The organism is Xylella fastidiosa (assembly GCF_011801475.1).
GTDB classification, from domain to species: domain Bacteria; phylum Pseudomonadota; class Gammaproteobacteria; order Xanthomonadales; family Xanthomonadaceae; genus Xylella; species Xylella fastidiosa.
Genome location: NZ_CP044352.1, coordinates 741431 through 753201, shown reverse-complemented (window position 1 = coordinate 753201; position 11771 = coordinate 741431). Strand labels below are relative to the sequence as shown.

Here is an 11771-nt window from a genome sequence, read left to right as displayed (position 1 = left end):
CTGTCCTAAGGTAAGGCATCCCCATTGCGGAAACGCCTTCTTACTCGGACATACCGCTTAACCATGGACAACGCAACATCACCCACGCCTACGCCCCCACGTGCTGCGCTATTCATTGCGTACTGCCCTCCCCATACACACAGTCAGAGAAAACTCGGCACATCCCCAAGCCCAGCCCGACAATCAAATCCAACCGCACCCGGATTGAAACCAACCACCTACTTCACCGCATCCAACGCCTGACGCAACGGTGCCAAAAACGCATCAGCACGCCGGCAGGCGGTGTCCACATCCGGAGCATCACTTAAGGCCGTCACCAAGGCACTGCCAACCACCACCCCATCCGCATCCACAGCCATCACCGCAGCACTGGCCGCATCCCTGATACCAAAGCCAACCACCACCGGGACTTGAGTCTGCGCACGTAATCCACGCAAGCGATCACCGGCTGACTGCGCATCAAGCCGATCAGCGCCAGTCACGCCAGCAAAACTCACGTAATACAAGTACCCCTGGGCAACCCCACTCAACGTGGCCAGACGGGAGGCAGAGGTCGTCGGAGATGCCAAAACGATGAGTGCCAAACCAGCCGCCGAAAAGATCGCGCGGATCTCGTCCGCCTCTTCCGGAGGAAGATCCACAAGCAGCACCCCATCCACTCCAGAAGCCAGTGCCTGCTGTGTAAAACGCGCGATGCCATAGATTTCCAAAGGATTGAGGTAGCCCATCAAAACCACCGGCGTCACTGCATCGCTCTGACGGAACACATCGACTGTCTGCAACACATAGGCCAAACCCACACCACGCTGCAACGCGCGCTCGGAACTGTGCTGAATCACCGGACCATCCGCCATCGGGTCCGAAAACGGCACACCCAACTCAATCACATCCGCACCCGCACGGACCAAAGCATGCATCACCGGAACAGCCGCCTCCAAAGAGGGGTCGCCAGCAGTGATGAAAGGGATCAACGCCTTGCGCGATTGCGCCCTTAAACGGCGGAATGTTTCGTCTATACGATGCATTGAAATCTCGGAAAATTTTGCAATTCAGAAAATCATTGGCATCACGGCAACATCACCTGGTCTCCGCCAGACAATGGCCACAGTGCTATCACCGCACCCTACCGCAGTGACACATCCCCATACACTCAGACACGTACACCTTCGCGCGCCGCGATCGTGTGCACATCCTTATCACCGCGACCGGACAAGTTACACAGTACCAATGCATCTTTGGGAAGATCGCGCGCCAACGTCATGGTATGGGCCACAGCGTGACTGGATTCCAATGCAGCCAAGATGCCTTCAGTATGTGCAAGCAAGTGGAATGCAGCCAACGCTTCTTCATCCCGAATCCCCACATACTGCACCCGGCCACTGTCAGCCAAAAAAGCGTGCTCAGGACCAACCCCCGGATAATCCAAACCGGCTGATACAGAATGGGTTTCCAAAATCTGTCCATCATCATCACACACCACGTAGGTGCGATTCCCATGCAACACTCCCGGACGACCGGCAACAATTGAGGCCGCGTGACGGCCCGTCGCAATGCCGTCTCCAGCCGCCTCAGCACCATAGATCCTGACCGAAGCATCATTGAGGAAGGCATGGAACAAACCAATGGCATTACTCCCACCGCCAACACAAGCAGTCATCGCATCCGGTAAACGCCCATAATCTTCAATCATCTGCGCACGTGCCTCACGGCCAACAATTGCGTTGAAGTCGCGCACCATACGCGGATACGGATCTGGGCCAGCAACAGTGCCAATGATATAAAACGTATGCCCCACATGCGTCACCCAATCACGCATCGCTTCGTTAAGCGCATCCTTGAGTGTGGCTGAACCGGAAGTCACGGGCACCACCGTCGCACCCAACAACTTCATCCGATACACGTTGATCTGCTGCCGCTGGATATCCGTAGCCCCCATATACACCACACACTCCAAACCCAAACGCGCAGCGACAGTAGCACTGGCGACACCATGCTGACCGGCTCCAGTCTCGGCAATGATGCGTGTCTTGCCCATACGTGCTGCCAGCAAGGCCTGGCCAATGGTGTTATTGATTTTGTGCGCACCGGTGTGATTAAGATCCTCACGCTTCAACAGAATTTGAGCGCCACCCACCTTACGGCTCAGCCGTTCAGCATGGTAGATCGGACTGGGGCGACCCACATAATCCTTGAGATCCTTGTTATAAGCGGCGATGAAATCGGGATCATGGCGCGCCGCATCATAGGCCTGTGCAAGCTCCTGCAACGGTCCGATCAACGTTTCAGCAACAAAACGACCACCGTAACGCCCAAAATGGCCGCGAGCATCAGGGAAAGCATGATAGTTAGCAACAGTAATATCAGACATGACGGGCACCAGCAAAAACACGCCGTCACTGTAACGCACCCCAGCACTCAAAGAATCAATATTCTCCACGCTGATCGAATTCAAAGAAGCACACAGTACCCTACTGAACCCGTCGTGCATCATATGCGGCAGTGACACAGTACTCCATTTACAGACGAGCGACTGCATACCAAGATCGCATCATCCATCACGCAGCCGGTCACCATGAGTGGCGAATGGGAGGATGGGTTGGCTAATCGAAGATGAAGACAAGATGTGCCGCCATCAAGCAGCAATGAAAGGCTAACCGGGCCACGCTCTATAAGTACATCTAATGCACGGACCTGTACTTCTTTCACACCAAGATACGCTGCCCTAGATTGGCAGCAACGATCGCAAGATGCTTTAACCAGCAACGCTACTTAACCGCTTCATGACGTGTCAACGAACCGGCAACCAAGACAGTGTCATCCCATGAAGCAAGATAAGGCAATGGTGACACATGGCACTGCGGTATCCCCATCAGGGCACTCCAAGCAGCCTGCGTCCGTCGGCACGCCGTACTTCTTCGACAAATTGACGCATTTTGTCGCCATCCTTGATGCCCGGCTGCAATTCGATACCACTAGAAACATCAACGCCCCAAGGGACCGTAGCAGCAATCGCATCAAACACGTTTTCCGGAGTAATACCACCGGCAAGTAGAAAGGGATGGTGCAGATCGATAGGGAGACGCGACCAATCGAACGTCTGGCCGGTACCACCCTTGAGATGACTGTCGAAAATGAAACCAGCAGCATTCGGGTACTTCAAATATAAGGTCCGCGTACAGATTCGCTTTGCTTCAGCACCCGCCATTGGGATTGCCTTTAGGTAGGGCACGTTGAAGGTACGACAGAATGCGTCTTCCTCCTTACCGTGGAACTGGAGCAAGGTCGGACGTACCGTGCGCACCACAGTGTGGATCTCATCTGCGCTGTTATTTTGGAAGAGGGCAACCACATCGACCATCGGCGCAACGGTTCGGCGTATCGCACATGCCGCGGAAACTGTCAGCAGACGCGAGCTGCCCGATGCAAAAATGAGTCCCACCGCATCGACACCAAGCTCGCTGGCTAACCTCACATCTCCAACGCGGGTCATACCACAAAACTTGATACGGGTACGGTAAGGGGGGATGTTCATACACTCACTTCCATAGGCAAGTGCCACTTTTCCGGATACAAAGGTCCGACAAAGACCAGCCCACGCGCTGAGGCAGTCGGTCCAGCCATGGTCCGGTCACGCCCCGCAAGCAGCTCTGCAATCCATTCCATCGGACGTTCACCGGTACCCACCATAAGCAACGATCCCACGATATTGCGCACCATGTGATGAAGAAAGGCATTGGCTTGGACACATATTTCGATGACCTCGGCATCGCGCCGTACCGAAATCGCTTGAAGCTCACGGCGCGCATGTAGCGCCTGACACTGCGCGCTGCGAAACGCACTGAAATCGTTTTCTCCAAGCAACATCTGCGCAGCAACATGCATCGCCTGGGCATCCAACGGATGCCGCTCCCAGCTCAAAAATTGATGCTGCAACGCAGGTCTCACCTGACGGTTTAACAACCGATAACGATAACGGCGTGCGCACGCGGAGAAGCGAGCATGAAAATCCTCGGATGTCGGCACACACCAACGTACCGCCACCGAGGATGGTAACCGTGTCGTCGTGCCCAATATCCAGGCACGTGGAGGACGGGTAACCGCACTATCAAAATGCACAACCTGGCACTGGCCATGGACCCCAGCATCCGTACGACCGGCACACACCACCCGCACCGACGAATCCGCTACCGAAGCCAAAGCCTGCTGTAGTGTCGCCTGTACGCTAGGACCCATCTCACCCAATTGTTGCCAGCCCAGAAACTCGCTGCCGTCGTACTCTACGCCTAACGCATAACGCATCATCATATCCTGGTCACTGGAGCTTAACCGACAGGCAGAGCCTGTTATGCAATTTGATTAAGTAATGCTGCTGCTTCGGCACGTGCAACATCATCTCCGGTGACCACCACTTCACGCAAAAGACTACGCGCGGTCTCCTTATCCCCCAAATCAAGATAGGCAACCGCCAGTTCCAGACGATCACGCACCCCGGATGGGGGGCCAGGCTGCTGTGCCTGGGGCTGACTTTGCTGCGCAGCAACACTAGCAGCTTGAACATTAGCAGCTTGAACCTGGACAAATGTCTGAGGCTTAACAGATGGATTGACGGAGGTATACATACCTGCCGAGACACGATCAAGAGTAAGGTCAGGAACGTGCATGCGTTCGCCCTCACGCACCACCTGATCAGGCATCTCTAAAAAATCACTCCGCGACACAGCAGCAGTGTGAGGAAAAGCAACAACCAATGCCTCCGAGTCGAATTCACGAGATGGCAAATGAGGCAACGGCGAAGGCTTGGGACGGCGGTTCACCCACCACCACACCATGCAGATAAACAGCAAAGCAGCACCACCTAACAGGATCATTGACCCATTGCCCAACCTGCTATGTCCCTGGGTTTTTGGCAAATGCTGTTGAGCCGCTGCCAGCTCACTGTCCTTCAACGCGATCAATTGCTGCTGTTTTTTGCGCAGTTGTTCCAAATCAATAAGTCGGGAACGCAAATCTTGAATCTCAGCGTCGCGGCTGGCAATGTCTTCGCGTGCTTGTTGTAATTGCTCCCCACCAGGCATATCGCCCTCTCTTGAATTGCTGGTACCACTGATAGTGCCAGCCTTCTTGGTGTCTATGGGTACGGCTGGCGCGATTTCAAGCCGATCCGTCGCTGTATCGGGAACAGCAACAGCACGCGACTGTGACGCAGCCCCTGATTCGGCTGGCTGCGGGATGCTTGCACGTGCTTGACGCCACTGCGCAGCCTGTTCACGCACCATTGCCTTAGCTTCGGCAGCCCCAAGCTCACTCAGCGCCTCCTGCGTGGGAGTGCGCAGCACAGCACCCTGTTTAAGTAAGTTGATATTGCTACCGATGAAGGCACTCGGATTAGTACGCAACATCGCCAGCATGGTTTGGTCCAAGGTACGCCCACTCTGGCGCGCTAACTGAGAAGCAAGTTGCGATAGTGTTTGGCCGCGTTGCACCGTGACCGGCCCTGCATCGGATGGCGGCGCAGCAGGAGTGGCCACGGTCCCTACACCTTCTGTTTCTGTTGCATCACCCACATCGGCCGAGGCTGTATCCGTCGCCTCGTCAACACTGGATATGGATGGGGTCGGCGCAGTAACGTGAACGGCAGGAGGGGGAGGGGGCACAGGAACGCTGGGAGCTGGCGCAGAACGCACAATGACATTGGCAGAAGCCACCTGCGGCGCATTGATCGCCGGCTCAGCAATTGCTGCGGCAGTATTAGGCGCATCAATCAAAGCGGAGTATTCACGTACTAACCGCCCTTGTTTCCACTCCACGTCAATCAAAAAGTTGATTGCCTTCTGCTGCACAGACTGGTTGCTAGTCACCCGAACAACCGCGCGACCGTGACGATCCTTGGAGAATTGAAACTGCAAATCGTCCAGAAAACCGTTGGGGCGCTCTAATCCAACCCGGGCGAAGGTCTCTGGCGAAGCCAGCGCAACGCGCACATCGTCAAGCTCGCCGGCCTCGTTAGAGATCACCGGGATCTCTGCTACCAAAGGCTGTCCTGGCTTGGAAAGCACACGAATATCACCAAGCCCAAGCGCCAACGCAGCATTGCTGCACAGCACTAAAAACAAGGCAGTCAAGCCATATACCGGGCTTAATGCGCCCTTGCCCATAGATTTCATGAACACCAATATAACCGGTGCAGCCGGAATTCTGGATCGAATGACCACAATACGATCAGTATTGCTACTCGCGCAAACGGCAAAGGGTAATAACCACCCCATCGCCGCCACCTGTATACCGTTCCACTACGGGGAAATCCTAGTATGCTCAAATCGTCTCGCCCGTCACTAGTTCAGCAAGCTGTATTGCATTAAGCGCAGCCCCCTTACGGATGTTGTCGGCAACTACCCACAGGTTCAGGCCGCGTGGATGGGATAAATCATCACGAATCCGACCAACAAACACAGGATCTTTGCCGGAAGCGTGGGTCACAGGAGTCGGATAACCGCCAGGCTGCCACTCATCAACGACCTCAACACCTGGTGCACTGGCTAGCAACGCACGTACCTGCTCAGAAGTGACTTTCTTTTGCGTTTCGATATTGACCGCTTCGGAATGACCAAAAAACACTGGTACACGCACCGCCGTTGGATTCACCTGAATGCTGCTGTCCTCAAGAATCTTCTTTGTCTCCCAAACCAATTTCATCTCCTCTTTGGTATAGCCGTTAGACTGAAAATCGTCGATATGCGGAATCAAGTTGAAAGCAATTTGTACAGGAAATCGCTTTGGGTTGATCTCTTGAAAGGCTAACAACTGTGCAGTCTGCTGTCCCAATTCTTCAAGCGCCGAGCGGCCACCGCCAGACACGGATTGATAGGTGGCAACATTGATACGCTCAATGCGATATTCCCTGTGGATTGGCGCCAGCACCGGCATGAGCTGCATGGTCGAACAATTCGGGTTAGCAATGATGCCACGCGGCCGCTGCTTCAACGCATGAGGGTTCACCTCCGATACGACTAACGGCACATCCTCCTCGTAACGAAACGCGGAAGAATTATCAATGACCACCACACCAGCAGCCGCAAACTGTGGCGCATACGCTTCAGAGACTCTGCTGCCAGCAGAAAACAATGCAATATCTACACCATGCGGATCAAAGTGCTCCAGCTCCAATACGTTGATGCTCTCGCCCTTGAAGGTGATCTGAGAACCCGCCGAGCGCGCTGAAGCAAGAGGAATCAACTTCGCAACTGGGAAATGGCGCTCTTCCAAGATCGAAAGCATGGCCTCGCCCACTGCGCCAGTAGCGCCAACAATGGCAATGTTAAAACAACGATCTGATTTGGATGAAGACATAAACATTGTTCCTTTTAAAATAAGGGTAAAACAAAAGAAACAGCAACACGGCGATCTATGAATTTTGAAAATCTATAAAAACATACCGAAACCCCTTATCGTTCGGTACTGTCAAGGTTGTACGCATCCAAAGGCGACTCCACGCATCGGCTTGTTCTCGCAAACATCTCACTCGGGTACAGCGATAGTGCAGCCAGCCTGGAAGGGAGTTAACACCAGTACACTAACAAGATTGCCGGTATTCATGATTTTTCTCCGGCCACAATGATAATGCGATGCCTTTGCAACACATCCAGCAACACACAAGCCCCAATCATCATTGGATATCATCGAAGCAATGAAGCAAACGCGTTATATCAAACCAACGCACAAAGACATCCAGCCAGGTGAATCTGTGTCAATCGAATCCCTTGTCAGCAATACCAAACACACCGCTGTGGAACATCACTACATTGGCATAAACAGCAATGTATCCGTTGCAGCGGAACATGAGCATGAACCCCATACAACACACATATTTCACTGCCAATGAGTTTTGGAGGCCCCAAAAACTCATGTCGGCGGATATAAACAGCAGGGCATCAAACCACATAAAGACAGCGTTGGACAGCAACGACCTGCCCCATCCCTGTCACAGACAATCAATCATCGGCATTCCTGAGACCCACACCTTCAGGGATACACGGAGACATCTCACCGACATCACCACACTGGGCACGGTGGCGCAGCGCCTGATCCATCAGTACTAACGCGACCATCGCTTCAGCAATAGGAGGGGCACGAATCCCCACACAAGGATCATGACGTCCCTTGGTGATCACTTGAACAGCGCAGCCATCCACATCCACCGTCTCGCCAGGCAAACGTAGGCTAGACGTCGGTTTCAGAGCAATCGAGACAATAATCGGCTGACCAGTGGCGATACCACCGATGATGCCGCCAGCATGGTTACTGAGGAAACCTAACGGTGTCATCAAATCACGGTGCTCCGTTCCTTTTTGTACAGCGCTGCCGAAACCAGCGCCGATCTCCACACCTTTTACTGCGTTGATACCCATCAACGCAGCAGCAAGTTCACCATCAAGCTTGCCGTAAATCGGCTCGCCCCACCCTGGCGGCACGCCTTCGGCAACCACATCCACGCGTGCACCAACAGAATCGCCAGATTTGCGTAGCGCATCCATATAGGCCTCCAGCGCTGGCACCTGAGCAGCATGCGGCCAAAAAAAAGGATTATCCTCAATCGCATCCCAGGCAAAACCTTCCGGACGTATCTCACCGAGCTGGGATAAAAAACCGCGCACAGTCACACCATAACGCTGCTGCAGCCACTTTTTGGCAACCACCGCAGCAGCCACACGCATTGTGGTCTCACGGGCCGAAGAACGCCCACCGCCACGCGGATCACGGATGCCATACTTCTGCCAATAGGTGTAATCGGCATGCCCCGGACGGAACTGCCGGGCAATCGTCGCATAATCCTTACTACGCTGGTCGGTATTGCGGATCAACAGTGCAATAGGAGTGCCCGTGGTAAGGCCTTCGTAGACGCCGGAGAGAATCTCGACTTCATCGGCCTCACGCCGCGCCGAGGTATGACGGCTCCTACCGGTAGCGCGACGCTGCAAGTCGTGGGCAAACTCCTCAGCAGCGAGTTCCAATCCGGGAGGACAGCCATCAATCACACAGCCAATGGCAGGGCCATGCGATTCGCCGAAGGTCGTGACAGCCAGTAACTTTCCAAACGTGTTCGCCCCCATGAACAAGCACCTTAACGTTCAGCGGCAAGCGCAGCAATACGGTCATGATGAGCAATCAACTCACGGCATTCAACCGCAAAGACCCCCATTTGCCCGACTTTGAATTCAACCCAAGCAAAATCAACCTGCGGCAACAGCTGTACCAACTGTTGCTCAGACTCGCCAACCTCGCAGATCAACAGGCCCTCCTCATCCAAATGAGCCGGAGCATCACGCAAAATCTTCAGCACCAAATTCAGTCCATCCGGGCCAGCACGCAAACCCAGCTCTGGCTCGTAACCATACTCCTGCGGCAGTGCATCGGTTTCGGCGTCAGTCACATAAGGCGGATTGCTGACAATCAACTGGTAACGGCGTCCAACCAGTCCAGCAAACACATCAGACTTGATCAACTCGACGTTATGCGCCAACAGTCGCACCTTATTTTCCAATGCTAACGACAGCGCATCCTCACTGATGTCAGACCCATCCACACGCCAATGAGGGTTGTAGTGACCCATCGCAATCGCAATGCACCCGGAGCCGGTGCATAAGTCCAGAGCATGACGCACGTCACGCCCTGCCAACCACGGCTCAAAACCAGCCTGAATTAACTCGGCAATCGGCGAGCGTGGCACCAGTGCGCGTGCATCGCTCTTAAAGTTCAGCCCGGCAAACCAAGCATCACCCGTCAAATACGCAACCGGCACACGCTCGGTCACGCGTCGCTCAAATAGCGCCAGAACACATTCCTTCTCAGTACGCAATAAACGCGCCTGACCATAGGCGGGGCCAAGATCCGGCGGCAGATGCAAGGCATGCAACACCAGTTGCGTCGCCTCGTCCAACGCATTGTCGTAACTGTGACCAAAGGTCAAGCCAGCCTCACTGAAACGGCTAGCACCGTAGCGGATTAAGTCAACGATCGTGTGAAGTTCATCGGCCGCAGCAGGAGTCATAGCAACAGCCAAAATCAGGTCGGGCGACGATTATAGAGGGAACCGCGCTACGATTGAGCATCCGTTGCAGTGGGAACCACCATGTTCAACCGTAGCACCGTGCTTGTCTTACTAACCGCACTGGCCGCTAGTTTCACTCTACTGATCGGAAAAATATGGCTGCTCAACACACACACCCTCTTGGGTGCACACTCATGCGGTGCGCTTGCTCCCTACACCTGATGCTGTCCTGTATCTCGACGATTTGTGTTCATCCGAGGGTACCCAGCTTATTTCAAATACTCTGAAGGGACATTAGACCCTCATGTTTTTTGGCTTCACCTCCTGCCTGGATATCTGTCCAAGCACGTTAACCATACTTGGACAAGCAGAAAAACACAGGGAGAACCTTCCTGAAACACAACGCCCGCAGGTACTGTTCGTTTCGATCAATCCAGATCGCGATTCACCATTACGACTGAGTGGATATGCTCGCGCCTTCCACAAAAATATCCTGACCACGACAGCAGATACCCCAGCGTTACAGCGCTTTGCCACCGCATTAGGGCTTCGATTCCGGAAAGTACCCGGCAAAAGTTACGCAGAAAACCCTCTCGACGATACGATGGACCACCCCACAGCAATCGTTGTATTGGATCCGCAAGGCCACCATGTCGGCATGATCCACCCACCGTTCAACGCTGAGGAAATCCCCACGGACCTGCAAAAACTCACCAAGGAAATCACTCTGTGAATTTCGTCACCACCCTGACCTATCTTCTGCCACATCGCATGCTGTCCTCGCTGGCACGCCACGTCGCCTATTGCCAGCATCCACTGATCAAACAGTGGTTGATCGACACAGTCATCGCAAAATTCGACGTCAACCTGAGCGAAGCGGCGGAGCCGGATGCCCATGCCTACCCAAGCTTTAATGCCTTTTTCACCCGATCACTTAAAGCCGGCATACGCCCCCCTGATCCGAATCCGGACACATTGCTCATGCCAGCCGACGGACGCATCAGCCAACTCGGGCCAATCCGCGAAGGGCGCATCTTTCAAGCCAAGGGCCAGTCCTTCACTGCAACCGAGTTATTGGGCGATACCGCTGCTGCTTCTGCCTTCACCAACGGGCTGTTTGCCACTGTCTACCTATCGCCACGTGACTACCACCGCGTGCATATGCCTTGTACAGGTCAGCTGCTCAAAACAGTGCATGTACCAGGCCGCTTATTCAGCGTCGGCCCAGATGCAGTACGCCAAATTCCACGACTGTTCGCACGTAACGAACGACTGGTATGCCATTTTGACACTACATTCGGGCCGATGGTCTTAGTGATGGTCGGAGCGCTGCTTGTCTCTGGTGTGGAAACGGTTTGGGGTGGTGTGGAAATCCCCGCTTATGGCGATCGCATCACATACAAGGACTACCAAGGACGCAATATCGCCATAGAGCGCTTCGCAGAAATGGCACGCTTCAACTATGGTTCAACAGTCATCGTGCTATTGCCACCAAATGTCCTCACCCTCGCCCCTCACCTCACAGCAGAAAGCCCGGTCACACTCGGTCAAGCACTAGCACACCGTCTTTCTTTGAATCACTCAACACAGGCACCTACACAAGAAAAATAATCATGTAAAAACCATGATTCAACAGCATTCCAACGCGTGCTCAACATTAAACAAAGCGGCACGAGGATAATTATCTTCAACGGAAAGCTATCGAATGGCGCGAACATGCCGCAAA

At 54.0% G+C, this 11771-nt stretch carries 12 protein-coding genes; 3 read left to right on the top strand and 9 right to left on the bottom strand.

From position 1 onward, the window contains the following. Positions 1–218: 218 nt before the first annotated feature. The 9 genes from trpA to prmB form a co-directional block, all read right to left on the bottom strand. Positions 219–1025, bottom strand: a complete 807-nt coding sequence (trpA, locus tag F7G16_RS03240; RefSeq protein ID WP_004090667.1) for a tryptophan synthase subunit alpha — start codon at positions 1023–1025, stop codon at positions 219–221. Between the two features lie 125 nt (positions 1026–1150). Continuing rightward, a complete protein-coding gene (gene trpB / locus F7G16_RS03235) occupies positions 1151–2368 on the bottom strand; it encodes a tryptophan synthase subunit beta (RefSeq protein WP_011097720.1) in 1218 nt (405 codons plus the stop codon). Between the two features lie 501 nt (positions 2369–2869). Further along, complete coding sequence (locus tag F7G16_RS03230) at positions 2870–3532, bottom strand: phosphoribosylanthranilate isomerase (RefSeq protein ID WP_004090663.1); 663 nt, start codon at positions 3530–3532, stop codon at positions 2870–2872. After that, positions 3529–4299, bottom strand: a complete 771-nt coding sequence (gene truA, locus F7G16_RS03225) for a tRNA pseudouridine(38-40) synthase TruA (protein ID WP_004090661.1) — start codon at positions 4297–4299, stop codon at positions 3529–3531. The genes F7G16_RS03230 and truA overlap by 4 nt, the downstream gene beginning before the upstream one ends. Before the next feature lie 44 nt (positions 4300–4343). Then, positions 4344–6155 carry a motility hub landmark protein FimV gene (locus F7G16_RS03220; protein ID WP_004090659.1) on the bottom strand — a complete coding sequence of 604 codons (1812 nt, stop codon included), beginning with the start codon at positions 6153–6155 and terminating at the stop codon, positions 4344–4346. A 157-nt stretch (positions 6156–6312) separates the two neighbouring features. After that, positions 6313–7347: an aspartate-semialdehyde dehydrogenase gene (locus tag F7G16_RS03215; RefSeq protein WP_004090657.1), complete on the bottom strand. Its 1035-nt coding sequence runs from the start codon at positions 7345–7347 to the stop codon at positions 6313–6315. Positions 7348–7744: 397 nt separating this feature from the next. Beyond that, positions 7745–7903: a hypothetical protein gene (locus F7G16_RS03210; RefSeq protein ID WP_225621954.1), complete on the bottom strand. Its 159-nt coding sequence runs from the start codon at positions 7901–7903 to the stop codon at positions 7745–7747. 85 nt (positions 7904–7988) lie between these two features. Next, positions 7989–9107 (bottom strand): chorismate synthase, encoded by a 1119-nt coding sequence (gene aroC, locus F7G16_RS03205; protein WP_004090653.1) that lies wholly within the window; start codon positions 9105–9107, stop codon positions 7989–7991. A gap of 11 nt (positions 9108–9118) precedes the next feature. Further along, entirely contained in the window at positions 9119–10045 is a 927-nt protein-coding gene (gene prmB / locus F7G16_RS03200) for a 50S ribosomal protein L3 N(5)-glutamine methyltransferase (protein WP_004090651.1), read from the bottom strand. Between the two features lie 81 nt (positions 10046–10126). Between prmB and F7G16_RS03195 the strand changes: the two genes are divergently transcribed. The 3 genes from F7G16_RS03195 to asd all read left to right on the top strand — a co-directional run bounded on the left by F7G16_RS03195 (position 10127) and on the right by asd (position 11656). Further along, positions 10127–10267 carry a hypothetical protein gene (locus F7G16_RS03195; protein WP_012382507.1) on the top strand — a complete coding sequence of 47 codons (141 nt, stop codon included), beginning with the start codon at positions 10127–10129 and terminating at the stop codon, positions 10265–10267. 82 nt (positions 10268–10349) lie between these two features. Further along, entirely contained in the window at positions 10350–10778 is a 429-nt protein-coding gene (locus F7G16_RS03190) for an SCO family protein (protein ID WP_004090650.1), read from the top strand. Beyond that, a complete protein-coding gene (asd, locus tag F7G16_RS03185; RefSeq protein ID WP_011097716.1) occupies positions 10775–11656 on the top strand; it encodes an archaetidylserine decarboxylase in 882 nt (293 codons plus the stop codon). Before F7G16_RS03190 ends, asd begins: the two co-directional genes overlap by 4 nt. The last annotated feature ends 115 nt before the right edge of the window (positions 11657–11771 follow it).

Coding starts and splice junctions, on each gene's coding strand:
- trpA (WP_004090667.1), bottom strand. CDS start 1,025: ATGCATCGTATAGACGAAACATTCCGCCGTTTAAGGGCGCAATCGCGC.
- trpB (WP_011097720.1), bottom strand. CDS start 2,368: ATGTCTGATATTACTGTTGCTAACTATCATGCTTTCCCTGATGCTCGC.
- F7G16_RS03230 (WP_004090663.1), bottom strand. CDS start 3,532: ATGAACATCCCCCCTTACCGTACCCGTATCAAGTTTTGTGGTATGACC.
- truA (WP_004090661.1), bottom strand. CDS start 4,299: ATGCGTTATGCGTTAGGCGTAGAGTACGACGGCAGCGAGTTTCTGGGC.
- F7G16_RS03220 (WP_004090659.1), bottom strand. CDS start 6,155: ATGGGCAAGGGCGCATTAAGCCCGGTATATGGCTTGACTGCCTTGTTT.
- F7G16_RS03215 (WP_004090657.1), bottom strand. CDS start 7,347: ATGTCTTCATCCAAATCAGATCGTTGTTTTAACATTGCCATTGTTGGC.
- F7G16_RS03210 (WP_225621954.1), bottom strand. CDS start 7,903: ATGAGTTTTTGGGGCCTCCAAAACTCATTGGCAGTGAAATATGTGTGT.
- aroC (WP_004090653.1), bottom strand. CDS start 9,107: ATGGGGGCGAACACGTTTGGAAAGTTACTGGCTGTCACGACCTTCGGC.
- prmB (WP_004090651.1), bottom strand. CDS start 10,045: ATGACTCCTGCTGCGGCCGATGAACTTCACACGATCGTTGACTTAATC.
- F7G16_RS03195 (WP_012382507.1), top strand. CDS start 10,127: ATGTTCAACCGTAGCACCGTGCTTGTCTTACTAACCGCACTGGCCGCT.
- F7G16_RS03190 (WP_004090650.1), top strand. CDS start 10,350: ATGTTTTTTGGCTTCACCTCCTGCCTGGATATCTGTCCAAGCACGTTA.